Raw genomic sequence first — 24,144 nt, 5'->3', positions numbered from 1 at the left:
ACCGGCGGTTTGTCCAGTCACCGGCCCGGGCAAGCGCTGCATTGATCGACGGGACCGGGAAAACCGCCACAATCCGGCCATCGTCGGCGTTAAGGTTCGTTAATGGGCACGGGGCGATTGGCGACTGAAAGAGGTTCGCATGGACGCGCAGCTCGACGACAAAGCTCTCGAAAGTACGCTTGCCGAAAGCCTGGCCGATCTGGTGCCGGATACAAAGACTGTTTCCGAAGACGAATTTGTTGAAGTTGTCGGCGGCGCGCTCGAAGCGGTCGGCGGCACATTGCTGTTCAAGATGTGCGTCCAGAACGAAGGCGAAGGCCAGCACGTAGCGGCCGCATCCGTCGGCGACGGCGGCAATCGCCAGTTCCTGCTGCTCACCTTGCCGACCGGCGGTGGCTCCTTGAAAGTCGAGACCGCGTCGCGAAGCAGCAACCCGGTGGCCGGTATCGCAGCCGCCTATGCCGGGCTCATGGATGCGTTCAAGGCCGCTGCTTGACTCTCGGCCGGACAGGGCGGTCTCAAAGGCGCGCACAGTCGACCCCAGCCTTGTGCAGGCGGCCTTGTGTGCAGCATGGCGACAGCAGGCCTTGCGCAATGCACTTGCACGACACACTTTAAAGTCGAGGCAAGGAGACCCCCGCATGGATCAGATCGCCAACCCGGCACCCGGCTTTCAACGCAATCCGGACAAGGTCATTGCCATCGAGCCCTACGTCGGCACCGTCACCGTGCGCGCCGGGGACACGGTTATCGCCTCCTCCACGAAGGCCAAGGTGCTGACCGAGACGCCCTATCCCCCAGTCTTCTACATTCCGTTCGCCGACATCGATTTCAGCAAGCTCGGCGGCACGGAACATTCTACCCATTGTCCCTACAAGGGCGATGCAAGCTATTGGAGCGTGCTGCCTGCCGGCGAGACCGGCCAGAATGCGATGTGGGCTTACGAGCGGCCATTCGACGAAATGACTGAAATCCGCGCTCACGGCGCATTCTACGCCAGCAAGGTCAGCATCGAAGCCAAACCAGGCTGAGCGGGCGGCAGCCACTCTTCGAATCCGCGACTGCCGTTAGTCCGTGGTGCCGTGATTGCCGATGCCGTCGGCATCGTCGAGCCGCACGAAGGTCAGACCTTTTTCCTTCAGCGCCAGCAGGCCCTGCACCACGCCTTCGCCGGCGGCATGGGTCGGCTGGTTGATGTGGGCGATGATGACGTCACCATCCCTGGCCGCAGCGATGCGCCTGGTGGTTTCCCTGGCACCGAGCAGCGAACCACCGTCACCGTTTATCGAGAAGCCTGCAATCTTGAAGCCAAGCTTGCGGATCATCGCGATCGCCGACGGGCTGTATTCGGCGGTTGCCCCACGAAACCATTTTGGCGCCGGCTCGCCGGTCCTGGCAAGGGCAGCGGCACCCGACTCGACCTCGGCCAGTACCGCGTCCGGGCTGCCGGCGCTGCGGATGCCGTAGATCTTCTGCGGCGTGTCGACCGCCGGGACATGATGGCCGCCGTGATTTTCCAGTTCGAACAGATCGGGATGCGCCCGCATGATCTCGACGGCGGCGGCGTTTCGCTTCAGCCAGATGCCGGTAACGAAAATGGTGGCGGGAATCTTGTTTTCCACCAGCGCCGAGAGAATCCGGTTGTCGGTCTGTCCGCCGCAGGCATCGAGCGTCAGCGCAACGCGGCCCGCCCCGGTTGCATCCGGCTGGATGTGCAGCGTGGGCTCGACCAGCGTCGCGGCATTGCCGCTGGATACCACCGCCAACGAGATGGCGAGCATGCAGAGATGTTTTTGCAGCAGGTGCATCAGTTCCCGACCGGTATTTTCAAGTGAGTGTCCCAAGACCTGCATGAAGGCGGAAATCGGGATGGTGCATAGCAGAAAAGCGCAAGGCGCGACAATTTGACTGTCCGCGTGGTGAGACGCGACGCCCGCCACGCATGATCTCAGATGGCGCGCTCCAGCTTCACTTCGGTGCGCGAAAGGAGTTCAAGCACCGCGTCGACGACAGGCTTGACCTCCAGGCGCCACACGCAGCAAGCCTTGCTGGGATCCGGCCAGCGGCACAGACCCCTGGCGACGCAGTTGCAAGGCATTGGTGGCCGAAGCGCAATGCTGGATACGCCCACGGGCCCCCAGCGCGACGGGTCCGTCGAACCGAACAGCCCGACAACCGGGGTTCCCACCGCCGCGGCCATGTGCATAGGGCCGCTTTCGTTGCCGAGAAACAGCCTGGCCTGCGCCAGCACCGCCAGCAGCCTTTCAAGCGACAGCTGCCCAACCAGATTGACGACCGATGGTGCTGTCCGGGCGACGATACGTTCGGCAATCCCGTGCTCGTCCGGGCCACCCACCAGGACGACGTCCAGGCCGGTTTCGCCTGTGATTTCGACGATCGCCGCGGCAAACCGCTCCGGCTGCCAACGCCGCCCCTCGAAGCTTGCACCCGCATGCACAACCACAAAGGCGTTTGGCCGCAGGTGATTCTTGCCCAGGAGTGCCAATGCCTTTGCCGTCTCGACCGGCAGCGGTTGAATGCGCGGAACCGCCACACGGAGACCGATGCCAAGCGCCTGGAGCGGCGAAAGATAGCGGTACAGATAATGCTGGCCACCAAACCCATATGGCTTGGCAAAGACATTGGCGGGCTGCCGCTCCAGCAGGCGCAGGGGCCTCTCCGGAGGGTCGTAGCCGACGCGGGTCTTGGCGTTGACGAACCCGGTAATGATGCGCGACGTCTTTGAATCGGTCAGGTCGATCGTCAGGTCGAAGCGGAAGCGGCGCAACGCCCGTACCATGGCGTAAAGCTCCTTTGCTCGCTCCAGGGTGGTGCCGCGCATGCGGGCTCGGCTGAATGTGACCACCTCGGAAGCGATGCCATGGGCGAGCACGAAGCTCTCGAAGCGGGCCTCGCACAGGAACACGAGCCTTGCGCCGGGGAATTCAAGCCGCAGGTTTTCCGCGAGCGCCGAGGCGAGGACGAGATCTCCCATGAACTTCGTTTGAATGACCAGGATCGATCGAAACGGCGCGGGTGAAGTCTGCAACATCAGTTTCCGGGAGCAATTGGCGGGACGTCCGCAAATTGGCCGGGAACAATGTCGAGATTGCGCGGTGCCGTCAGCACGTTCGCGTGAATTATCTTACAAAACGGTAAGCTCGATCTGGACGGGGTCCTATCCGTGGCCTGCCTTGGCGACCAGCACTGCCGCCTGCGCTGCCGCCAGCCTGGCGATCGGCACGCGATAGGGCGAGCAGGACACGTAGTCGAGGCCGACCTCTTCGCAAAAGCGGATCGAAGCCGGGTCGCCGCCATGTTCGCCACAGATGCCGAGCTTGATGTCCGGCCGCGTCGCCCTGCCCTTTTCGGCAGCCATGCGCACCAGTTCACCGACGCCGTCGATGTCGAGCGAGACGAACGGATCCTGCTCGATGATGCCCTTCTGCCGATAGGTTTCCAGGAACGAGGCCGCATCGTCGCGCGAGATACCGAAGGTCGTCTGGGTGAGGTCGTTGGTGCCGAAGGAGAAGAATTCGGCCGTGGCGGCGATGACATGGGCGCGGATCGCCGCGCGCGGCAATTCGATCATCGTCCCGGTCAGATAGTCGATCTTGACGCCGGTCTCCTCCATGACGCTCTTGGCGACGGCATCGATGCGCGCCTTCACATAGTCGAGCTCCTTCACGAGACCGACCAGCGGCACCATGATTTCGGGAACCACCAGCGCACCGGCCTTGCGGCCGGCCTCGACGGCGGCTTCGAAAATGGCACGTGCCTGCATCTCGGCGATCTCGGGATAGGACACCGCCAACCGGCAGCCGCGATGGCCGAGCATCGGGTTGAACTCATGCAGGGCCTCGGTGCGCTGCCTGAGCTTGTCTGGCGACACATTCATGGCGGTAGCGACTTCGGCAATTTCCTCCTCGGTCTTGGGCAGGAATTCGTGCAGCGGCGGATCGAGCAGACGGATCGTCACCGGCAGGCCTGCCATGATCTCGAACAGTTCGAGGAAATCCGAACGCTGCATGGGCAGAAGCTTGGCAAGCGCGGTGCGCCGGTCCTTTTCCGTGTCGGCCAGGATCATTTCGCGCATCGCGACGATCCGCTCACCGTCGAAGAACATGTGCTCGGTGCGGCAAAGCCCGATGCCTTCGGCGCCGAAGGAACGCGCCATGCGCGCATCCAGCGGTGTTTCGGCGTTGGTGCGCACCTTCATGCGGCGCACCGCATCCGCCCATTCCATGATGGCGGCGAAATCGCCGGAAAGTTCCGGCTGCAGCATCGGCACGGCGCCCTTCAGCACCTGGCCGTTACCGCCATCGATGGTGATGATGTCACCCTTGCGAAAGGTCGACCCCATCGCCATCAGCGTGCCGGCCTTGTAGTCGACACGTAGCGAACCGGCGCCCGACACGCAAGGCTTGCCCATGCCGCGCGCAACGACGGCGGCGTGGCTGGTCATGCCGCCGCGCGTCGTCAGGATGCCTTCCGCCGCATGCATGCCGTGAATATCTTCTGGGCTGGTTTCGATGCGCACCAGGATCGCCTTGCGGCCTTGAGTCTTGAGCTCCTCGGCGTCGCCAGAGGAAAAGACAATCTCGCCGGTGGCGGCACCTGGAGAGGCAGGCAGACCGATGCCGACAACGTCGCGCGCCGCCTTGGGATCGATGGTGGGATGCAGCAATTGGTCGAGCGAGGCCGGATCGATGCGAGCGACAGCTTCCTCCTTCGTAATCAGCTTGTCGCGGGCCATATCGACGGCGATCCTGAGCGCCGCCTTGGCGGTGCGCTTGCCGGACCTCGTCTGCAGCATCCACAACTTGCCGCGCTCGATGGTGAATTCGAGATCCTGCATGTCGCGGTAGTGTTTTTCCAGACTGTCGGAGATGGTGACGAAGGAATGGAAGGCGTCCGGCATCAGCTTCTGCAAGGATGGCTTGTCGGAGCCGGCGGCGATGCGCGCCGCCTCGGTGATGTTCTGCGGGGTGCGGATGCCGGCGACGACGTCCTCGCCCTGCGCGTTCACCAGGAACTCGCCATAGAGCTGCTTTTCGCCGGTCGACGGGTTGCGGGTGAAGGCAACGCCGGTGGCCGAGGTTTCGCCCATATTGCCAAACACCATGGCCTGGACATTGACCGCCGTGCCCCAGCTTTCGGGAATGTCGTGCAGACGCCGGTAGGTAATGGCGCGGTTGTTCATCCAGCTTGAAAAAACGGCACCGATGGCGCCCCAGAGCTGTTCATTCGGATCCTGCGGAAACGGCTTGCCGAGTTCTTCCTCGACCTTGGCCTTGTAGAGCGCGATGACGCCTTGCCATTCGAGGGCCGTCAGCTCGGTATCGAGCTCATGGCCGAGCCCGCCCTTCTGGTCTTCGAGGATTTCCTCGAACACCTCGTGGTCGAGGCCCATGACGACATCCGAATACATCTGGATGAAGCGGCGGTAACTGTCATAGGCAAAGCGCGCATCACCGGAATCGGCGGCGAGCGCCTCGACCGTCTCGTCGTTCAGCCCGAGATTGAGCACGGTATCCATCATACCAGGCATCGAGGCACGGGCACCCGAACGCACCGACACCAGAAGCAGTTTCGACGGGTCGCCAAACCGGCGGCCGGTCAGCCGGCCGATGTGATCGAGCGCCACCGCGACATCCGCTTCCAATCCCGCCGGATAAGTGCGGCCATTGGCATAATAGGCGTTGCAGACCTCGGTGGTGATGGTGAAGCCCGGCGGCACCGGCAGGCCCAGACTGCACATCTCGGCCAGGTTGGCGCCCTTGCCGCCCAGCAGATTCTTGTCGCCGGCACGGCCTTCCGCCGCACCGTCGCCAAAGGTGAAAACCCATTTGGTCATGCTTTGCTCTCCGGTTGCAGGAGATTGGAAAGATTGGCGAAACGTAAAGTTCCGCCGCGTCCGACTTCGGAGCGATATGATGCTGCAGTGCGAAAGGCAAGGCGTCAGGGAAGCCGTCCGGCCGCTACAATCGATTAAGAAAAAGTTGTGTCGGAAGATGCGGCAAAAAGACTTGCCACTCCAGAGCCTCGGGACTAGAACATACAGGGAACAAAGAGGTGCGCCATGAAACTGTCTGGAAAACTCGACTATCTGGAAATGCCGGCGACCGGTGGAACGCTGGACCGGCTCAAGGCTTTCTACAGTGCTGCCTTTGCCTGGTCTTTCACCGACTATGGGCCGACCTATTCGGCCTTTGCCGAGGGCCTGGACGGGGGGTTCCAGGCCGACACCGCGGAAGCGCCCGCCAAGCCACTGCCCGTGCTCTATAGCCGGGATCTGGAGGAAACCCTCAATGCCGTCGAGAATGCCGGCGGCACGATCGTCAAGCCGATCTTCGCGTTCCCCGGCGGCCGGCGCTTTCACTTTGTCGATCCGGCCGGGAACGAGATGGCGGTCTGGTCCGAATAGCCCGCTCGCTTGCCATCTGGGGACGACGACAGTTAGCGCATTCGGGCGTTCCCACCATCATTCATAAGCATTGTGCTTTTTGGCTGCTCTGCTAATAACGCGCCGCACAAGCGACTCTGACGGCAATTGGGGCGTCGCCAAGTGGTAAGGCATCGGTTTTTGGTACCGACATTCCCAGGTTCGAATCCTGGCGCCCCAGCCATCATATATTTTCATTTTTGATAATATAATCAGATACTTAAAGTGATGTCCACGCGGGCCTCCATTTGGCTGTTTTGCCCGCAAGGCATGATGCTGGCGGGCGTCTCGCAGGGTCCGTTGCTTTTCGAAACATCCGATGCAATCGTGGCGCGACGGCACCGCCCTGCCCCATCGGGTATTCCCGCAAAGGCCCGCCTGGATCTTCGAGCCGGCTTCGGCCTTCTCGGCGGTCAGGCACAGATTTGTTGTTGGAGCAGAATGGAATCTTATTCAGCCGCCGGACGGATCGCCTTTGTCGTTACCCTCATTGTCGTTCTTGTGCTTGCGCTGTTGCCGGTACCCCGTCTCGAGGAATTCGGCATCGACGTCGGTTTCCACTACGACAAGCTGAACCATGCCAGCGCATTCGCCGTCCTGACATTCCTGGGAAGCCTCGGCTGGCCCGAGCGCAAGGCAAGGCTGATCATCTTCCTTGCCCTGATTGGAGCCGCGATCGAAATTCTCCAGGGCACGACGCTGATAGAGCGTGATCTCGACGTGTTCGACTGGGTTGCCGATTGCGTCGGCATGGCGTTCGGTCTCGCGGTCGCGATGTGCGCAAACTGGATTTTGCGACGCGGAGACTGAAAATGGCCAATCGCTGCCAGATCGCCCAAGCGATCCAGGCAGCCGGGATGGTTCAGCTTGCCTCGCGCATCGCCTCGGCGGCCTGCAGATCGACCGACACGAGCTGGCTGACACCCTGCTCGGCCATGGTCACGCCGAACAGCCGGTTCATGCGCGCCATGGTGATCGGGTTGTGGGTGATGATGACGAAGCGCGTCTCGGTGGTGTTGGCCATCTCGTCCATGAGATTGCAGAAGCGCTCGACATTGTGATCGTCGAGCGGGGCGTCGACTTCGTCGAGCACGCAGATCGGCGCCGGATTGGTCAGGAACACGGCGAAGATCAGCGACATCGCCGTCAACGCCTGCTCGCCACCGGACAGCAGCGTCATGGTCTGCGGCTTCTTGCCGGGCGGGCGGGCCAGGATTTCGAGCCCAGCCTCGAGCGGATCCTCGGACTCGATCAGCTGCAATTCCGCCGTGCCGCCGCCGAACAGATGCGAGAACAGCCGCTGGAAATGGCCGTTGACCACGTCGAAGGCGGCGAGAAGCCGCTCGCGGCCTTCACGATTGAGGCTCTGGATCGCCTGCCGCAGCTTGCGGATGGCTTCGATGATGTCCTCGCGCTCGGAGACGATGGTCTCCAGCCGGTCGGACAGCTCCTTCTGCTCTTCCTCGGCGCGCAGATTGACCGCGCCAAGTCGCTCGCGCTCGATCTTCAACCGATCGAGCTGACGCTCGATCTCGGCCATTTCCGGCATCGGGCTGTCGGCTTCCAGACCGGTATGGCGGATGACCAGATGCGGCGGCGTGTTCAGCGTTTCCTGGATGCGCGCCTCGACTTCAAGCCGGCGTTCGTCGGCCGCCGTCAGCCGCTCCTCGGCGCGAACGCGCGTCTCGCGCGCCTCGGCCAGCGACTGGATGGCGCCGGTGGCCGCCTTGTCCAGTTCGGATTGCCTGTTCTCTGCCTCCTGCAAACGGTCGGCGGCCGCCATGCGCAAGGTCTCAGCCTCGGTGAGCTGCGACAGCAATGCACGCCGTTTGGCGTCGATTTCGTCTGGTGCATCGGCCAGTCGCTCGCGCTCGGCCTCGGCCTCGGCCTTGCGTTCGCCTAGCGATGCGATCTGCGTCGAGGCATTCTCGGCCCGCTCCAGCCAGTTGCTGCGCTCGGCGCCAATGGCCTCGAGCCTGCGTATGCGTGCCTCGGCCTCGCGCCGCAAACCCTCGTGCACGGCTCGCGCATCGGCAAGCGTGGCGCGGTCGCGCGCGACATTGGCCGAGGACTGTTCGAGCTGCAATTGCAGGTCGCCGAGATCGGGCGAGTCTTGCAGAAGCATCTCGGCCTCGACGAAAGCCGCCGACGTCTCCTCATGGCTGTCGACGATGCGGGCCCGCGCCTCGTCCAATGCGGCGCGCCGGCTCGACAATTCGCCGCCGGCCTTTTCGGCCTCCGCCAGTGCATTGCGGGCTGCGTCCAGCCGATGCTGGGCGTCACGTCCGGCCTGCCGCGCATTGCGCTCGGCCTCGCTTGCAAGGCGAAGCGTCTGTTCGGCCTGTGCCAGCGCCTCCTCGGCCTGGCGCAGGACAAGCGTCGCCTGCACGGCTTCGGCATCGAGTTCGGCCAGCCGGTTCTTCTGCGCCAGCCTTTGCGCGGCGGCGGTCGGCGCGTCGGCGCTGGCGGTAAAGCCATCCCAGCGCCAGAGCGCGCCCTCGCGGCTGACCAGCCGCTGGCCGGGCGCAAGAAGCGCCTGCAGCCGGCGGCCATCGCTGTCCGCAACGATACCGATCTGCGCCAGCCGGCGGGCGAGCTGCGCCGGCGCGTGAACCACGCTGGCAAGGCTCTTGACGCCCTCGGGCAAAGCCGCATCGCCGGGCTGGATCTGGCTTTCGCCCCAATGCACCGGCGCGCTGCGGTCGAGCGGCACGTCAAGATCTTCGCCAAGGGCGGCGCCCAGCGCCGTCTCGAAGCCGCGCTCGACGCTGATCTGTTCCAATACGGCCGGAAAGAGATCGCCGCTGGCTGCGTTGAGGATCTTGGCCAGCGTGCGCGCTTCCGTCTCGATCCGCGCCAGCTCCGCCCTGGCATCCTGGAGTGGCGGCCGGGCAGCGCTTTCGGTGGCGCGGGCATCGATGACCGACTGTTCGGCCCCCGATACCGCAGCCTCGGATTCTTCCAGCAGCGCGATGGCCTGTTCGACCAGGAGCTGTTTCTCGGCCGGATCTGGCAGTCCGGCCACCTTCGACAGGATGTCCGACAGCTCCCGGTCGACCTCGGCGAGCTGGCGCGCGAAGCGGTCGCGGCGCTCGGCGGTGTCGCGCAGCGTCCGTTCGATCTGGTTGCGCGAAGCGGCGGCCTCGGCCCGCTCGGCGGTCAGCGCGGCCAGCCTGGCTTCGCTTGCGACAAGCGTCGATGCCGCCTGTTCGAACGCTGCCCGGGTGCTGGCCTCGCGCTCGGCGGCACCGGCGTTTTCGGAATTGAGCGTGGCTTCTTCCGTGCGAAGGCGCTCGAGAATATCCGCATTGTCGCGGACCATGCGCTCCTCGCGGGCAATATCGCCGTCGAGTTGCTGCAGCCGGCGCTCGAGTTCGGCCTGGCGGGCGCGGATACGGCCGGCTTCCTCCTCGATCTGCGACTTGGCAATCGACAGGCGCTGGAAGGCGGCGGCAGCGGCGGCTTCCGCGTCACGCAGGTCAGGCAAGCGGTGAGCGCCGATGCCTTGCTCCTTGGCCGCATTCATCTGAGCGGCGGCGCGATCGCCGACCAGCGCCGTGGCAACCGCCAGCGCCGAGCGTGCCTCACCCTCCTGCGTCTTGGCTAGCGTCCAGCGCAGATGCAGCAGCGTCGCTTCGGCCTTGCGGATATCGGCCGACAGGTTCTTGAAGCGGGATGCCTGGCGCGCCTGGCGCTTGAGGCTTTCGATCTGGCTTTCCAACTCGCCGACGACGTCATCCAGGCGTTCGAGGTTCTGTTCGGCCGCCTTGAGCCGCAGTTCGGCTTCGTGACGACGGGTGTGCAGCCCGGAAATGCCAGCCGCCTCTTCGAGCAGCGCGCGGCGCGCCTGCGGCTTTGCCTGGATCAGTTCGCCGATGCGGCCCTGCCCAACCATCGACGGCGAGCGCGCGCCGGTCGACTGGTCGGCGAACAGAAGCTGCACGTCCTTGGCGCGCGCTTCCTTGCCGTTGATGCGGTAGAGCGAGCCCGCCTCCCGCTCGATGCGGCGCGACACCTGCAATTCGTCGGCATCGTTGAAGGCGGCGGGCGCGCTACGGTCGCTGTTGTCGAGGAAAAGAGTGACTTCGGCGGTGTTGCGTGCCGGGCGCGTGCCCGAACCGGAAAAGATGACATCGTCCATGCCGGACGCGCGCATGTTCTTGTAGGAGCTTTCGCCCATCACCCAGCGCAGCGCCTCGACCAGATTCGACTTGCCGCAGCCGTTCGGCCCGACAATACCCGTCAGGCCGCGTTCGATGACGAACTCGCCGGGCTCGACGAAGGATTTGAATCCGAGGAGGCGAAGGCGTGAAAACTTCATTCACGCCGCCCTATAAGGGGATTCCGCAAAAATGTTGCACGGTTTTGCGAAAGGTATCCGTGGCACAACAAGAGGCCGCGCATGCTGAAGCGCGGCCGCTTCGGCGCTGCCCGGGCGTCAGAGCAGAGGGTCGATGATGGCCGACATTTCCTCAATCGACATCGCCCCTTTGTAGGTCTTACCGTTGATGAAGAAGGTCGGCGTCGAGTCGACCTTGAATTCATTGGCGCCACGCTTCTGGACCGATCTCACATCGTCCAGAAGTTTCTGGTCCGTCAAGCAGGCCTCGAAGGACTCCTGTGTAAAACCGGCGAGCTTCGAGATTTGCAGCAGTGCGTCCTTGGTGTTGGCAACGCCAACCCAGTTCGCCTGCTGCCTGAACAGGACATCCACCATCGGGAAATAGTTATCCTTGGCGCAGCGCGCCAGCATGAAACCGGCCTCGGCGCTCGGATCGAACGGGAATTCGCGCAGGATGTAGCGGGCCTTGCCGGTGTCGATGTACTTCGTCTTCAGATCCGGAAAGGTGGTCTCGGCGAAATGCGCGCAGTGCGGGCAAGTCATCGAGGCGTATTCGACGATGGTGACCTTGGCGTCGTCCTTGCCAAGTTGCTTGTCGGGCAGCGCACCCGGCTTCAGCAATTCCGCCATGTCCACCGTGCCCTGTGCTTCCGGCGCGGTAGCGGCGGCCGGCGTGGCCGGCTTCGCGGGCGCGGCCGGGTCGGCAGGCTTCACATCCGCGGCCTTGGCTTGCTCGCCAGAGTCACTGCAAGCCGCGAGCAGGGCCAGCGCCGGAATGGCGGCCAGCGAAGACAGAACGTTTCTGCGAGACAAGCTTGCGCCAAACGGGGGACGGTTCATACGAATCACCTGACAAGGGTTGGATTTTGCAATGCAAAAGCACGAAAAGGCGAGAGTTGGCGCGAATTAAGGCATCCCTGTCCCCAATCCAATCGCGAAACCTGACAAGGGCGATCACGAATGCGCGAGATTGGCGACAAATCTATGACTTCCTTTCCCCAATAATGGTCGCGCCAAGTTTTTCCAACGAGGCGCGCAGTCCATCATCGTCGATCAGGCCGACCGTGCCCGACAATTTCGTCTTCTCGGCCGCGGTCAGCGGCCTCAATGTCGGTTTAGGCCGTCCTTTGTCCGCTGTCACCGGCTTCTGCAGGATCCTGATCCGGCTGATGGCGGTGAAGCCGAGGAAGGCGTTGACCCGGTTGATGATCTCGCCGGTCTCGTGCTGCAGGTGGAGTGCGGCCATGCCTTCGCAGGCGATGACCAGCACCGCCGGCTCGAATGGATCGTCCTCATGCATGCGGCGCGGCCACTGGATTTTCTCGGGACGAGAGCGGCTGGCGAGGCGCGGACCGGCGATCTCTTCCCACGACTGGACGAGGCCAATTGAAATGCCGGCCCGCTTGCGCAGCACCGGATCGAGGATTTCGGTTGCAAGATCGCTCACCGGGACGGGATTGCCGTAGGGCTTTCTCCCTGCCATGTACGTCCTCCAGCCACGACCTTCATCAGCATCGGCCAAGGCCAATTCCCGATCAATGGCACCAGCAGACCTGACCCGCAAGACCGCACCCAGAGATACCGGCGTAGCCGCATCTGGAGATAGCAGCACGGCTGCATCCAGAGATAGCAGCACGGCTGCATCCAGAGATAGCAGCACGGCTGCATCCAGAGATGGCAGCACGGCTGCATCTGGAGATACCGGCAAAGCAGCATCTGGAAGCGGCGATGACATCGCGTCCCGCCTGCTCGGCTGGTACGACGTCCATCACCGCGAGCTGCCGTGGCGTATCACGCCGCGCGAGCATGCGCGCGGCGCGCGGCCCGACCCCTATCGTATCTGGCTGTCCGAGGTCATGCTGCAGCAGACCACGGTCGAAGCCGTGAAGACTTATTTCCGGGCATTCGTCGAGAAATGGCCTGACGTCGAGGCGTTGGCCGCGGCACCGACCGAGGATGTGATGAAGGCCTGGGCCGGGCTCGGCTATTACTCCCGTGCCCGCAATCTCAAGGCATGTGCCGATCTGGTGGCCGAGCGCGGCGGCCGGTTTCCCGACACCGAGGCTGGCCTGAGGGAACTGCCCGGCATCGGCGCCTACACGTCGGCGGCCATCACGGCGATCGCCTTCGACCAGCCCGCCGCCGTCGTCGACGGCAATGTCGAACGCGTCATCTCCCGGCTGTTTTCGATCACCACGCCGCTGAGCGAAGCCAAGGCCGAGATACGCGCCCATGTCGAGCGCATGGTGCCAGGGACGAGGCCGGGCGACTTCGCCCAGGCGATGATGGATCTTGGAGCGACGATCTGCACGCCGCGCCGGCCACGCTGCATGCTGTGCCCGCTGCGCGAAGGCTGCAGCGCCACTGGTTCAGGCGATCCCGAGCACTTCCCCGTGCGCCTGCCGAAGGCCGACAAGCCGTTGCGCCGCGGCGCCGCCTTCGTCGCCGTGCGCGGCGACGGCGCCATCCTTCTGCGCAAACGGCCGGAAAGAGGCCTGCTCGGCGGCATGACAGAGGTGCCGACGACCGACTGGACGGCACGGGTCGACGGCGCGACCACCGAGGCGGCAGCGCCTTTCCCCGCCAACTGGCGGCCTGCCGGCCAGATTGCCCATGTCTTCACCCATTTTGCGCTCGAGCTCGACGTGTTTCGTGCTGAGGTGAACGGCGCCGCGCCGACGGGGCATTTCTGGTCGCTGGCCCACGAAATTTCCGGCGAGGCACTGCCCACTGTCATGAAAAAGGCAATCGAGGCTGCGATACCCGGCGCGACGAAGAAACCGTCGCCACACAGTGCAAAGAGGCCCCATGACTGAAGTCCGCCACATCGTTTTCGACATCGGCAGAGTGCTGATCCACTACGATCCCAACATTCCGTTCAGCCGGCTGATTCCCGACGAGAAGGAGCGGAAATGGTTCTTCGACAATGTCTGTACGCATGACTGGAACATCGAGCAGGACCGTGGCCGGACCTGGGAAGAGGCCGAGGCGCTGCTGATCGCCGAGCATCCCGATCACGCGGAAAACATCCGCAATTTCCGCCGCTACTGGCACGACATGGTGCCGCATGCCTATGACGACAGCGTCGCCATCATGGTCGGCCTGATCGAGAGCGGTCACGACGTGACCATGCTGACCAACTTCGCCACCGACACACTGGCCGAGGCGCGCAAGCGCTTCGATTTTCTGGAACGGCCGCGCGGCGTCACCATCTCCGGCGAGATCGGCATGATCAAGCCGGATCGAGGCATCTATGATCATCACGTCGCCACGTTCGGCCTCGAGCCGTCGGCCACGTTGTTCATCGACGACAGCCAGAAGAATGTCGACGGCGCCAAGGCCGCCGGCTGGCAATCGGTGCTGTTCACCGACGCGACGACACTTCAGGCGGACCTTCAGCGCCTCGGAATCAAAGCATGATTTGAATCGCTTGCAGCGATCCATTGAGGCTTTGAATCAACGCAAACTAGCAACAAGCGGCAGGGGCTCAGGCCCCTGCCCGCTCCATGCCCAGTCGCGCAATGCGGCGAAGCTCGTCGATCGGGGTCAGGCCGCCGCTGCGCTCATAGTGCCAGAAGGTCCAGCCGTTGCAGGCATCCAAGCCCTGCACTTCGGCGCCGATCTTGTGGATCGAACCGGCGCTGTCGCCGATCGCCACCGTGCCGTCGGCGCGCACCTTGGCAGCCCAGCGCTTCTTGGCATCGTAGAGCGTCGCACCGGGCGTCATCAGTCCGGTGTCGATGAGACTGACGAAGGCAACGCGCGGCTCGGCGCGCTTGCCGGTCAGCACGGTCAGATCAGCGCCGTCCAGCGGCCGCACCGCGTCGATGCGCTCATTGGCGGCGTCGATATAGGCCTGCTCACGCTCGATGCCGACGAAATGGCGGCCGAGGCGCTTGGCCACCGCGCCGGTGGTGCCGGAGCCGAAGAAGGGATCGAGCACGATGTCGCCCGGTTTGGTCGACGCCATCATGATGCGGGCGAGCAGCGCTTCCGGCTTCTGCGTCGGATGCAGCTTGTCGCCATTGTCGTTCTTCAGCCGCTCGCCGCCGGTGCAGATCGGAAACAGCCAGTCGGAGCGCATCTGGATGTCGTCATTCGAGGCCTTCATGGCTTCGTAGTTGAAGGTATAGCCCTTGCCCTTCTGGTCGCGCGAGGCCCAGATCATCGTCTCATGGGCGTTCTGGAAACGGCGGCCGCGGAAGTTCGGCATCGGATTGGTCTTGCGCCAGACCACGTCGTTGAGGATCCAGAACCCCAGATCCTGCATCTTGGCGCCGACCCGGAAGATGTTGTGGTAGGAGCCGATGACCCAGATGGTGCCGTTGGGTTTCAACACGCGGCGCGCCGCCAGCAGCCAGGCGCGGGTGAAAGCATCGTAGGCCTCGAAGCTCTCGAACTGGTCCCAGTCGTCGTCGACGGCATCGACCTTGGACTGGTCAGGGCGGTGCAGATCGCCATCAAGTTGCAGATTGTAAGGCGGATCGGCGAAAATGACGTCGATCGACTTTTCCGGCAGCCGGTCGAGCGCGGCGACGCAGTCGCCCTTCAGGATCGTATCCAGCCATTCGGATTGCTGGGGAGCGTGGGAAAGCTCGTCGAGAAGACGCACGGCAGACATTCTGACACCCAAGGCACGCGTTACTGTTTTACTCTCTGTTATGGTTACCGATCAGCGTAAATATTCGGTGAAGACCGCCGGGTTTGCGAAGGCCGACCTGTTGGTGTATGCCGCGCCGCCTGAGGCCTTCCGAGGCCCTTCTCCTCCCACCGTCCGGATCACCATGCCCCAGCCAGACCTTGTCATCTTCGATTGCGACGGCGTTCTCGTCGATTCCGAAATCATCGCCGCGCGTGTCGAGGCCGAGCTGCTGACCTTGGCCGGGTACGAAATCTCGGCCGAGGAAATCGCCGAAACCTATGCCGGCCTGACCTTCAAGGACATCATGATGCGGGTCGAGGAGAAGTCCAGCATCCCGTTCCAGGCCTCGCTCATCGACCGCGCCGAGGATCTGGTCGACCGCAAATTGCGCAGCGACGTCCGTGCTATCGATGGCGCGCGCGAGGCGGTCGCCGCGGTGACCGCGCCGTGCTGCGTCTGCTCGAATTCACGCACTGAGCGGATCGAGTTCATGCTGGAGAAAGTGCACCTGCTGCCGTTCTTCGCCGGCCACATCTTCTCGGCGCTGGAGATACCGAGCAAGAAAACCAAGCCCGCTCCGGACGTGTTTCTGTTCGCGGCGGAAAAACTCAACGCCAAGCCGGCGAACACCTTTGTCATCGAGGATTCCGTGCACGGCGTCCACGGCGCCAGGACAGCCGGCATGCGCGTGATCGGCTTCACTGGTGCCGGGCACAGCTATCCCGGCCATGCCGACGCGCTGACCGAGGCCGGCGCCGAAACGGTGATCCGGCGCTGGGCGGAGCTGAAAAGCGTGATCGCGGCGCTGTCGGAGTGGTCGGCCGATGCTTGAAAACGTGCGTCGGTCCAGACGCACGTTGGGCAGGCAACCGCTTAATTTGTCGCCACTTTCTTCCTGTGGGTCTTCTTCGGCTTGTCGGTTGTCGCCTTGGGTGCGGTCTCATCGTAGCCGGCATAGGCCTGATAATCCTGCGCCGTCGGCTCCGGAACGACGACATTGGAATCGGTGAAGACGAACTGTGTGGCGACCGAGGGGTCGGTCACCTGGACCTGATACTGGTGAAGCTGCGAGTAAAGCACTTCGGTGCCGTGCATCACCGCGGTGCGGATCGGCATGGTGATGGTGCCGGGCGAGAACTTCGGCCCCGGCACGATCCTGCCGGCGACCGCTATCTTCATCGTCAGCTGCCCGTTGGCGCGGCTGCAGTCGCGGGTCACGTCGCTGATCGAGGCCTGATAAATGATCCTCGCCGAATCGTCGGGCGGAGTACCAGCGGCGGCGTCAGCGGCAGCTTGGGCCGCGGCATCCTGCGCGGCATCGCCGGTCTTCTTGAGCTTGGGCTTGGACTTCTGGACGTCCTTGCCATAGGTGTTGAAGAAGGCCGTGCCATCTCGCACCGTCACTCGCGGACAGTAGGCCTGCAACTGGCTGGCCAGGACCTTGGGATCCTGCGGCGGCGGTGGCGCCGTCGGGTCCTTCTTGCCGATGCCGAGGTTCAGGATGCCATTGTCGCCCGATTGGCAGCCGGCGGCGGCAAGCATAAAGCCGGTGAGCGCAAGACCCGCCAAAAAGCGACCACTGAATGTACGAAACGCCATGAAACTGCACTTCCCTCTCGCAAAGCTGGTGACGTATATCAACCGCGCGGCAAAAATGCGACTGAGCCAGCGCAGAAATTAACCACCTTGTGGTGAACGGAAAAGCCAAGCGGCAATGGATTTGTGACGATGCAATATGTGAGTACCCGCGGGGAAGCGCCCGTGCTTGGATTTTCCGACGCCGTGCTGGCCGGCCTGGCGCGCGACGGCGGGCTCTATGTCCCGCGTGAGTGGCCGCGGTTCTCCGCCGCCGAGATCCGCGCCATGCGCGGCCTTGCCTATCCCGACCTTGCCATCCGCGTGCTGTCGCCGTTCCTTGGCGATGAAATCCCGACGCCGGTCTTCGAACGCCTGGTGCGCGAGGCCTATGCCACGTTCCGCCACGAAGCAGTCTGCCCGTTGGTGCAGACCGGCGCCAACACCTTCATCCTGGAACTCTTCCACGGCCCGACGCTCGCCTTCAAGGACGTGGCGATGCAGTTGCTCGCCCGGCTGATGGACCATGTTCTTGCCGAGCGCGACCAGCACGCCACCATCGTCGGCGCCACGTCAGGCGACACCGGCGGGGCGGCCATCGATGCCTTTGCCGGCCGCAGCCGCACCGACATCTTCATCCTTTTCCCACATGGCCGCGTCTCGCCGGTGCAGCAGCGGCAGATGACGACATCGACGGCTGAAAACGTCCATGCGCTGGCGATCGAAGGCAATTTCGACGATTGCCAGGGCCTGCTCAAGGACATGTTCAACGATCACGGCTTCCGCGACCGGGTTGCGCTGTCCGGGGTCAATTCGATCAACTGGGCCCGCATCATGGCCCAGATCGTCTATTATTTCTCCTCGGCGCTGTCACTCGGCGCGCCCGACAGGCCGGTGTCCTTCACGGTGCCGACAGGCAATTTCGGCGATATCTTCGCCGGCTACGCCGCCAAGAAGATGGGCCTGCCGATCGAACGGCTGGTCATCGCCACCAACGACAACGACATCCTGGCGCGCACCTTCGCGACCGGCGAATACCGCACCAAGGGCGTCTTTGCGACCACGTCGCCGTCGATGGACATCCAGGTCTCGTCGAACTTCGAGCGTTTGCTGTTCGAGGCATCCGGCCGGAACGCCGCGACCGTGCGGCGCTACATGGCCGGGCTCAAACAGTCCGGCGCCTTCACCATCGAAGCGGCGGAAATCGCCAGGATGCGGTCCGAATTCGACGCCGGCCGCGCAACGATGGACGAGGTCGCCGCCACGATCCGCTCGACGCTCGCGGCCAGCAACTATTTGCTCGATCCGCATACCGCGGCAGCCGTGCATGTGGCGGCGGGCAAGGCGGCCGGCGCCGTGCCGATGGTGGTGCTGGGCACCGCCCATCCGGCGAAATTTCCGGCCGCCGTCGAAGCCGCCAGTGGCGTGTCGCCCGCACTGCCCGCATGGCTAGGTGGGTTGATGACAGCGCACGAAAAATACACGGTACTTCCATCCGACCTGAAAATGGTGGAAGATTACGTCGGCCGCCGCGCGCGAGCGGCGCGTTAGGGAGTGCAAGCCATATGGGTGTTGAGGTAAGCCGTCTGTCGAACGGCCTGACAGTCGCCACCGAAACCCTTCAAAGCATCGAATCGGTTGCCCTTGGTGCCTGGGTCAAGTCCGGTGCCCGCAATGAGCGCGACGAAGAGCATGGCATGGCCCATCTGCTCGAGCACATGGCGTTCAAGGGAACGAAGCGGCGAAGCGCCTTCGAAATCGCCTCGGAAATCGAGGATGTCGGCGGGGAGATCAATGCGGCCACCAGCGTCGAGACCACCTCCTACTATGCGCGGGTGCTTTCCGACGACGTGCCGCTGGCTGTCGACATCCTGGCCGACATCCTGCAGGAATCCGAGTTCGACCCGCAGGAACTCGAACGCGAGCAGCATGTGATCCTGCAGGAGATCGGCGCCGCGCACGACACGCCCGACGACATCGTCTTCGACCGTTTCACCGAGACCGCCTTTCGCCATCAGACGATCGGCCGCTCGATCCTGGGCACGCCCGAAACCGTCAAATCCTTCACCTCGAAGCAGTTGCACGATTTCATCGAACGGCAATATGGCGCCGAACGCATGGTGATCGTCGCCGCCGGCGACATCAAGCACGACAATTTCGTGCGCGAGGTCGAAAAGCACCTCGGCGGCTTCCGCAGCAAGGCCGACAGCACCATCCCGCAATATGCCCAATATGTCGGTGGCGACTTCCGCGAGGATCGCGACCTGATGGACGCGCAGATCGTGCTGGGCTTCGAGGGCCGCGCCTATCACGTGCGCGACTTCTATGCCTCGCAGGTGCTGTCGATGATCCTCGGCGGAGGGATGTCGTCGCGCCTTTTCCAGGAAGTCCGCGAGAAACGCGGCCTGTGCTATTCGGTCTATGCCTTCCATTGGGGCTTTTCCGACACCGGCATCTTCGGCGTCCATGCCGCGACCGGCCAGAGCGACATCGCCGAACTGGTGCCTGTCATCATCGACGAATTGCAGAAGGCCGGCGAGAACATCCTGCAGGAAGAACTCGATCGGGCTCGCGCCCAGTATCGCGCCGGGCTGATCATGTCCGCCGAAAGCCCGGCCAGCCGCGCCTCGCAGATCGCACGGCAGCTGCTTCTGTTCGGCCGGCCGATCGGCAAGGAGGAACTGATGGAGCGGCTGTCGGCGCTGACGGTCGAACGGCTGACCGATCTGTCGTCGCGGCTGTTCTCGACCAAGCCGACGCTTACCGCGGTCGGGCCTGTGGGTACGCTGGCACCATACGAGGCGATCCTCGATTCGCTTGCGGGCACGCAGACCACGGCCCGCAAGCTCGCCGTCTAAGTCCCTCAAAGCGTCGTGTTCGCACTCCCTTTCTTTCGCCGTGACCTGCCGGCACTGAAGGGCGACCGCGTCACGCTGCGCGTGCCGTTCACGAACGACTACCGCGAATGGTCGGTACTGCGCGGCGAGAGCCGCGCTTTCCTGGAGCCATGGGAGCCGCGCTGGACCCCCGATGAACTCGACCGCACGGCATGGCGGCTGCGCATCAGCCGCTACCGCGAAGACTATGCCCAGGGAACCGCGATCGCCTTCTTCATCTTCGAGAAGAGCAGCGGCAAGCTGGCGGGCGGCATAACGCTCGGCAACATACGCCACGGCGTTTCGCAAAGCGGTCACGTCGGCTACTGGATCGGCGAGCGCTTTGGCGGCCGTGGCCTGATGACCGACGCGGTCAAGGTCGTGGCGCGCTTCGCCTTCGATACGCTGAGGTTGCACCGGATCGAGGCGGCCTGTATTCCCGACAACATCAGGTCGATCCGCGTGCTTGAAAAAGCCGGATTCCGGCGCGAAGGACTTCTGCGATCTTATCTCAGGATCAACGGCGTCTGGCAGGACCACTACCTCTACGCCCGGATCGCGGACGATCCGCCGGGTGCTGGAACGAAGGACTGATTTTTGACGAATTTCCTGCGAAACGGGCCGCTGTTCGCCTTTGTCCTCGCGACAATCCTGGCGCTGTGCGCGGCATCGTCGGCTTTCGCCGTCGAGCCGATCAAGATTGCCCGCGACGACGTCGCGCTCGACCTGTCGGGCGCCGTCGAGATCTACCGGAACCAGGGCGAGAATTTCCAGGTATCGACCGCTCCCGGACCGGACGGCATCGTGCGGCGCATCGAGGTCGAGGCCAATGACGCCCGCTCGACCGGCGACTGGGCGGTGTTCGCGCTTGCCAACACCACCGACCAGCAGCTCGACAGGCTGATCGTCGCGCCGCATTTCCGCCTGGTGAATTCCGGCATCTTCTGGCCGGATCTCGGCTCGACCCGCATCGCCGCCATCACGCCGAGCGAAGGCTTCGCGCTCGATCGTCAGACCAGCCCCGACGCCGACGTGTTCCGGGTGACGCTGAACCCCGGCACGGTGATCACCTTCATCGCCGAACTGGCCTCGCCGAAGCTGCCGCAGGTCTATCTGTGGGATCCGGAGTCCTACAAGGACTCGGTCAATTCCTACACGCTGTTCCGTGGCATCGTCATCGGCATCGCAGGCCTGCTGGCGCTGTTCCTGACTATCCTTTTCGTGGTCAAGGGGACGTCGATGTTCCCGGCGACGGCAGCGCTTGCCTGGGCGGTGCTTGCCTATATCTGCGTCGATTTCGGCTTCCTCAACAAGATCATAGAGATTTCGCCGGGCAATGAGCAGATGTGGCGAGCGGGAACGGAGGTGGCGCTGGCGGGAACCTTCGTGGTGTTCCTGTTCGCCTATCTCAACCTCAACCGATGGCACGGCCATTTCAGCTATGGCGCACTGGTCTGGATCCTTGGCCTGGTGCTGATCGCGGGTGTGGCCATCATCGATCCGGCGGTCGCCGCCGGGATCGCCCGCATCTCGTTTGCCGCCACCGCGCTGACCGGGCTCGGCCTGATCATCTTCCTCGGCATACGCGGCTACGACCGCGCCATCATGCTGGTACCCAGTTGGGTCATGGTGCTGTTGTGGCTATGCGGGTCGTGGATGGCGATCACCGGTATGCTCGACAACGATATCGCCCAGCCTGCATTGGGCGGCGGGTTGATCCTGATCATCCTCTTGATCGGCTTCACCGTCATGCAGCATGCCTTTGCCGGCGGTGCGCTGCATCAGGGCCTGTTCTCCGACCTGGAACGGCAGGCGCTGGCTGTCGCCGGATCGGGCGACACGGTGTGGGACTGGGATGTGCTGCGCGACCGCGTCGTCACCAAGCCCGATGTCAGCATCCAGCTCGGGCTGGCGCCCAACAGCCTTGGAGGTGCTGCCCGCAACTGGCTGCCGGTGCTACACGCCGACGACCGCGATACTTTCCGTACGACGCTCGACGTGGTGCTGGAACATCGGCGCGGCCGGGTGTCGCAGAATTTCCGCCTGCGCGGCGCCGACGGCCACTACCACTGGTTTTCGCTGCGCGCACGGCCGGTCATCGGATCCGACGGCGAGGTCATCCGCTGCGTCGGCACCATGGTCGACGTCACCGAGCAGAAGAAATCCGAGGAACGGCTGCTGCACGATGCCGTGCACGACAACCTGACCGGCCTGCCGAACCGCGAACTCCTGATGAACCGGCTGGAAGCGATCATCTCGATCGCACGCACCGAAGAGAAAGTGCGCCCGACCGTCTTCGTCATCGACATCGACCGCTTCAAGCAGGTCAATGACGGGCTCGGCATCTCGGCCGGCGACACCATCCTGCTGACCATTGCGCGTCGCCTGCACCGGCTGCTCAAACCGAAGGACTCGCTGTCGCGCTTTGCCGGCGACCAGTTCGCGCTGATGCTGCTTTCCGAACAGGACCCGGCCCGCATCGCCGCCGTGGCGGACGCCATCAAGCATGCCATCAACAACCCCATCACCTTCGCCAAGCGCGAGATCGTGCTGACGGCGTCGATCGGCTTGATCACCTGGAATTCGCCGCAGATGTCGGCGGAGGACATGGTCAAGGATGCCGAGCTCGCCATGCATCAGGCCAAGCGCTTCGGCGGCGACAGGATCGAGCCGTTCCGGCCCGCTTTCCGCACTGTCGGCACCGATCGGCTGCAGTTCGAATCCGACCTGCGCCGCGCCATCGAACGGCGCGAATTCACGCTTGCCTACCAGCCCATCGTGCGACTGGAGGATGGCAGCGTCGCCGGCTTCGAAGCCTTGCTGCGCTGGGACCACCCGCGCCGCGGCATGATCCCGCCGGCGGATTTCATCCCGGTCGCCGAGAGCTGCGGGCTCATCGTGCAGCTCGGCCTGTTCGCCATGCAGCAGGCGGCCGAGGATCTTGCCGGATGGCAAAAGCAGATCGGCGACGCGCCGCTATCGGTGTCGGTCAACCTGTCGAGCCGCCAGCTGATCCGCCGCGACCTGGTCAGCGACGTCCGCTCGGTTATCGCGCGGGCCAATCTGAAGCCGCGCTGCTTCCGGCTCGAACTCACTGAATCGCTGGTGATGGACAATCCCGAGCAGACCGCCCATGTGCTGACCAAGCTGAAGCAGCTCGGCATCGGCCTGTCGCTGGACGATTTCGGCACCGGCTATTCCTCACTGGCCTATCTGACGCGCTTCCCCTTCGACACCATCAAGATCGACAAGAGCTTCGTCGACGACAACACGCCCAAAAGGGCGGTGCTGCTCAAATCCATGGTCAACATGGCGCATGAGCTTGGCCTGTCGGTGGTCGCCGAGGGCATTTCGGACGAAAGCGATGCACTGGAGCTGCGCCAGATGGGCTGTGAATATGTGCAGAGCTTCATGTTCGGCGCCCCGATGCCGGGCGACCAGGTGCTGAAGACGCTGAAGGAGCAGTATCCGCTGACGCAAGCCTGAGAGCCTGTTTGGAAACTCGCTCTGAGATGAGGTTCAGGCGTGTCCGGCGGCGAGGCTGAGATGGGCCAGGTCGATGCCGATCGAGGCAAGTATCCGGTCGTATTTGCGCTCGATGTCGGTGTCGAACAGAAGCTCGGCGTTGGCCGGGCAGGTCAGCCAGCCATTCTCGGCGATCTCGGTCTCCAGTTGGCCGGCGCCCCAGCCCGAATAGCCGAGCGCCATCAGCGCGTGACGAGGGCCACGGCCAGACGATATGGCACGCAGTATGTCGACCGTGGCGGTCAGGCAGATGTCGTCCGAGACGGTCAGCGACGATTCCACCCGATAGTCGCCCGAATGCAGGACGAAGCCCCGGCTGCGGTCGACTGGCCCGCCATTGCGCACGACGAAATCACGCGCCTGCGCCGGCAAGCGGATCGCCTCCTGCTCGTTCATGATGCCCAGTTGCACGAGCAGGTCCGGAAACAACATCTGCTGTGTCTGGTTGATGATCAGGCCCATGGCGCCTTCATCGCTGTGCGCGCAGATATAGATGACCGAGCGCGTGAAACGGTCGTCCTTCATGCCAGGCATGGCAATCAGGAACTGATCGTCGAGAAAGCCGCGGCTGGCGGCTGTCTTCTTGTGGCGCAGCAAGTCCATGATCGAAGGGTAACGCGTTTCCAGAGCGCCGAAAAGATGCACCGTGCGGGATTCGACCAAAGCCCATGTAGCCGGCTCGCGCATTCTTGCGCTCGAGGTCACGCAAATATGATATCGGCAACACCATGAAAACATT

20 protein-coding genes and 1 tRNA gene are annotated in these 24,144 nt (G+C 63.6%); 12 read left to right on the top strand and 9 right to left on the bottom strand.

What is annotated here, in order from left to right; all coding sequences use genetic code 11:
• Positions 1-139: 139 nt before the first annotated feature.
• Both NR193_RS03195 and NR193_RS03190 read left to right on the top strand, forming a co-directional pair.
• A complete protein-coding gene (locus tag NR193_RS03195) occupies positions 140-496 on the top strand; it encodes a hypothetical protein (RefSeq protein ID WP_256749434.1) in 357 nt (118 codons plus the stop codon).
• A gap of 145 nt (positions 497-641) precedes the next feature.
• Positions 642-1,031, top strand: a complete 390-nt coding sequence (locus NR193_RS03190) for a DUF427 domain-containing protein (protein ID WP_256749433.1) — start codon at positions 642-644, stop codon at positions 1,029-1,031.
• Positions 1,032-1,067: 36 nt separating this feature from the next.
• Here the strand turns inward: NR193_RS03190 and NR193_RS03185 are convergent, their stop codons facing one another.
• The 3 genes from NR193_RS03185 to ppdK all read right to left on the bottom strand — a co-directional run bounded on the left by NR193_RS03185 (position 1,068) and on the right by ppdK (position 5,857).
• Positions 1,068-1,808 (bottom strand): polysaccharide deacetylase family protein, encoded by a 741-nt coding sequence (locus tag NR193_RS03185; RefSeq protein ID WP_256749432.1) that lies wholly within the window; start codon positions 1,806-1,808, stop codon positions 1,068-1,070.
• Between the two features lie 140 nt (positions 1,809-1,948).
• Positions 1,949-3,052, bottom strand: a complete 1,104-nt coding sequence (locus NR193_RS03180; RefSeq protein ID WP_256749431.1) for a glycosyltransferase family 9 protein — start codon at positions 3,050-3,052, stop codon at positions 1,949-1,951.
• A 126-nt stretch (positions 3,053-3,178) separates the two neighbouring features.
• Complete coding sequence (gene ppdK, locus NR193_RS03175) at positions 3,179-5,857, bottom strand: pyruvate, phosphate dikinase (RefSeq protein WP_256749430.1); 2,679 nt, start codon at positions 5,855-5,857, stop codon at positions 3,179-3,181.
• Between the two features lie 225 nt (positions 5,858-6,082).
• Between ppdK and NR193_RS03170 the strand changes: the two genes are divergently transcribed.
• The 3 genes from NR193_RS03170 to NR193_RS03160 all read left to right on the top strand — a co-directional run bounded on the left by NR193_RS03170 (position 6,083) and on the right by NR193_RS03160 (position 7,255).
• Positions 6,083-6,427 carry a VOC family protein gene (locus tag NR193_RS03170; RefSeq protein ID WP_256749429.1) on the top strand — a complete coding sequence of 115 codons (345 nt, stop codon included), beginning with the start codon at positions 6,083-6,085 and terminating at the stop codon, positions 6,425-6,427.
• A gap of 127 nt (positions 6,428-6,554) precedes the next feature.
• Positions 6,555-6,629 (top strand) — tRNA-Gln (locus tag NR193_RS03165).
• 257 nt (positions 6,630-6,886) lie between these two features.
• Positions 6,887-7,255, top strand: a complete 369-nt coding sequence (locus NR193_RS03160; protein WP_256749428.1) for a hypothetical protein — start codon at positions 6,887-6,889, stop codon at positions 7,253-7,255.
• A gap of 52 nt (positions 7,256-7,307) precedes the next feature.
• Here NR193_RS03160 and smc read toward each other — a convergent pair whose 3' ends face one another.
• From smc to NR193_RS03145, 3 genes are all read right to left on the bottom strand, one after another.
• Positions 7,308-10,766 (bottom strand): chromosome segregation protein SMC, encoded by a 3,459-nt coding sequence (gene smc, locus NR193_RS03155; RefSeq protein WP_256749427.1) that lies wholly within the window; start codon positions 10,764-10,766, stop codon positions 7,308-7,310.
• A gap of 117 nt (positions 10,767-10,883) precedes the next feature.
• Positions 10,884-11,627, bottom strand: coding sequence for a DsbA family protein (locus tag NR193_RS03150; protein ID WP_256749426.1), 744 nt, complete (start codon positions 11,625-11,627; stop codon positions 10,884-10,886).
• A gap of 142 nt (positions 11,628-11,769) precedes the next feature.
• On the bottom strand, positions 11,770-12,270 hold the full coding sequence (locus NR193_RS03145; RefSeq protein WP_256749425.1) for a DUF721 domain-containing protein: 501 nt from the start codon (positions 12,268-12,270) through the stop codon (positions 11,770-11,772).
• Positions 12,271-12,325: 55 nt separating this feature from the next.
• On the opposite strand from NR193_RS03145, the gene mutY reads away from it, so the two are divergent.
• Together mutY and NR193_RS03135 are read left to right on the top strand one after the other, a co-directional pair.
• Positions 12,326-13,603 (top strand): A/G-specific adenine glycosylase, encoded by a 1,278-nt coding sequence (gene mutY / locus NR193_RS03140; RefSeq protein ID WP_256749424.1) that lies wholly within the window; start codon positions 12,326-12,328, stop codon positions 13,601-13,603.
• Positions 13,596-14,207 (top strand): HAD family phosphatase, encoded by a 612-nt coding sequence (locus tag NR193_RS03135; RefSeq protein WP_091576341.1) that lies wholly within the window; start codon positions 13,596-13,598, stop codon positions 14,205-14,207. The genes mutY and NR193_RS03135 overlap by 8 nt, the downstream gene beginning before the upstream one ends.
• 67 nt (positions 14,208-14,274) lie before the next feature.
• Here the strand turns inward: NR193_RS03135 and NR193_RS03130 are convergent, their stop codons facing one another.
• A complete protein-coding gene (locus tag NR193_RS03130) occupies positions 14,275-15,408 on the bottom strand; it encodes a site-specific DNA-methyltransferase (RefSeq protein WP_091576343.1) in 1,134 nt (377 codons plus the stop codon).
• A gap of 163 nt (positions 15,409-15,571) precedes the next feature.
• On the opposite strand from NR193_RS03130, the gene NR193_RS03125 reads away from it, so the two are divergent.
• Complete coding sequence (locus NR193_RS03125) at positions 15,572-16,261, top strand: HAD family phosphatase (RefSeq protein ID WP_256749423.1); 690 nt, start codon at positions 15,572-15,574, stop codon at positions 16,259-16,261.
• Between the two features lie 41 nt (positions 16,262-16,302).
• Here NR193_RS03125 and NR193_RS03120 read toward each other — a convergent pair whose 3' ends face one another.
• On the bottom strand, positions 16,303-17,028 hold the full coding sequence (locus tag NR193_RS03120; protein ID WP_256749422.1) for a hypothetical protein: 726 nt from the start codon (positions 17,026-17,028) through the stop codon (positions 16,303-16,305).
• Positions 17,029-17,157: 129 nt separating this feature from the next.
• Between NR193_RS03120 and thrC the strand changes: the two genes are divergently transcribed.
• The 4 genes from thrC to NR193_RS03100 are packed head-to-tail and all read left to right on the top strand — an operon-like array spanning position 17,158 to position 23,366.
• Positions 17,158-18,555 carry a threonine synthase gene (gene thrC / locus NR193_RS03115; protein ID WP_256749421.1) on the top strand — a complete coding sequence of 466 codons (1,398 nt, stop codon included), beginning with the start codon at positions 17,158-17,160 and terminating at the stop codon, positions 18,553-18,555.
• Positions 18,556-18,569: 14 nt separating this feature from the next.
• A complete protein-coding gene (locus NR193_RS03110; RefSeq protein WP_256749420.1) occupies positions 18,570-19,862 on the top strand; it encodes a pitrilysin family protein in 1,293 nt (430 codons plus the stop codon).
• A gap of 15 nt (positions 19,863-19,877) precedes the next feature.
• Positions 19,878-20,474, top strand: a complete 597-nt coding sequence (locus NR193_RS03105; protein WP_256749419.1) for a GNAT family N-acetyltransferase — start codon at positions 19,878-19,880, stop codon at positions 20,472-20,474.
• A 3-nt stretch (positions 20,475-20,477) separates the two neighbouring features.
• Complete coding sequence (locus tag NR193_RS03100) at positions 20,478-23,366, top strand: EAL domain-containing protein (RefSeq protein ID WP_091576353.1); 2,889 nt, start codon at positions 20,478-20,480, stop codon at positions 23,364-23,366.
• A gap of 33 nt (positions 23,367-23,399) precedes the next feature.
• Here the strand turns inward: NR193_RS03100 and NR193_RS03095 are convergent, their stop codons facing one another.
• Positions 23,400-24,008: a YqgE/AlgH family protein gene (locus NR193_RS03095; RefSeq protein ID WP_256749819.1), complete on the bottom strand. Its 609-nt coding sequence runs from the start codon at positions 24,006-24,008 to the stop codon at positions 23,400-23,402.
• Positions 24,009-24,144: the final 136 nt, after the last annotated feature.

Source organism: Mesorhizobium sp. Mes31 (assembly GCF_024519675.1).
Taxonomy (GTDB): Bacteria; Pseudomonadota; Alphaproteobacteria; order Rhizobiales; family Rhizobiaceae; genus Mesorhizobium.
This window is presented reverse-complemented; position numbering and strand designations above follow the sequence as displayed.

Bases quoted from the DNA above. Each gene is read 5' to 3' on its own strand.
- NR193_RS03195 (WP_256749434.1), top strand. From the start codon at position 140: ATGGACGCGCAGCTCGACGACAAAGCTCTCGAAAGTACGCTTGCCGAA.
- NR193_RS03190 (WP_256749433.1), top strand. From the start codon at position 642: ATGGATCAGATCGCCAACCCGGCACCCGGCTTTCAACGCAATCCGGAC.
- NR193_RS03185 (WP_256749432.1), bottom strand. From the start codon at position 1,808: ATGCACCTGCTGCAAAAACATCTCTGCATGCTCGCCATCTCGTTGGCG.
- NR193_RS03180 (WP_256749431.1), bottom strand. From the start codon at position 3,052: ATGTTGCAGACTTCACCCGCGCCGTTTCGATCGATCCTGGTCATTCAA.
- ppdK (WP_256749430.1), bottom strand. From the start codon at position 5,857: ATGACCAAATGGGTTTTCACCTTTGGCGACGGTGCGGCGGAAGGCCGT.
- NR193_RS03170 (WP_256749429.1), top strand. From the start codon at position 6,083: ATGAAACTGTCTGGAAAACTCGACTATCTGGAAATGCCGGCGACCGGT.
- NR193_RS03160 (WP_256749428.1), top strand. From the start codon at position 6,887: ATGGAATCTTATTCAGCCGCCGGACGGATCGCCTTTGTCGTTACCCTC.
- smc (WP_256749427.1), bottom strand. From the start codon at position 10,766: ATGAAGTTTTCACGCCTTCGCCTCCTCGGATTCAAATCCTTCGTCGAG.
- NR193_RS03150 (WP_256749426.1), bottom strand. From the start codon at position 11,627: ATGAACCGTCCCCCGTTTGGCGCAAGCTTGTCTCGCAGAAACGTTCTG.
- NR193_RS03145 (WP_256749425.1), bottom strand. From the start codon at position 12,270: ATGGCAGGGAGAAAGCCCTACGGCAATCCCGTCCCGGTGAGCGATCTT.
- mutY (WP_256749424.1), top strand. From the start codon at position 12,326: ATGGCACCAGCAGACCTGACCCGCAAGACCGCACCCAGAGATACCGGC.
- NR193_RS03135 (WP_091576341.1), top strand. From the start codon at position 13,596: ATGACTGAAGTCCGCCACATCGTTTTCGACATCGGCAGAGTGCTGATC.
- NR193_RS03130 (WP_091576343.1), bottom strand. From the start codon at position 15,408: ATGTCTGCCGTGCGTCTTCTCGACGAGCTTTCCCACGCTCCCCAGCAA.
- NR193_RS03125 (WP_256749423.1), top strand. From the start codon at position 15,572: ATGCCCCAGCCAGACCTTGTCATCTTCGATTGCGACGGCGTTCTCGTC.
- NR193_RS03120 (WP_256749422.1), bottom strand. From the start codon at position 17,028: ATGGCGTTTCGTACATTCAGTGGTCGCTTTTTGGCGGGTCTTGCGCTC.
- thrC (WP_256749421.1), top strand. From the start codon at position 17,158: ATGCAATATGTGAGTACCCGCGGGGAAGCGCCCGTGCTTGGATTTTCC.
- NR193_RS03110 (WP_256749420.1), top strand. From the start codon at position 18,570: ATGGGTGTTGAGGTAAGCCGTCTGTCGAACGGCCTGACAGTCGCCACC.
- NR193_RS03095 (WP_256749819.1), bottom strand. From the start codon at position 24,008: ATGGACTTGCTGCGCCACAAGAAGACAGCCGCCAGCCGCGGCTTTCTC.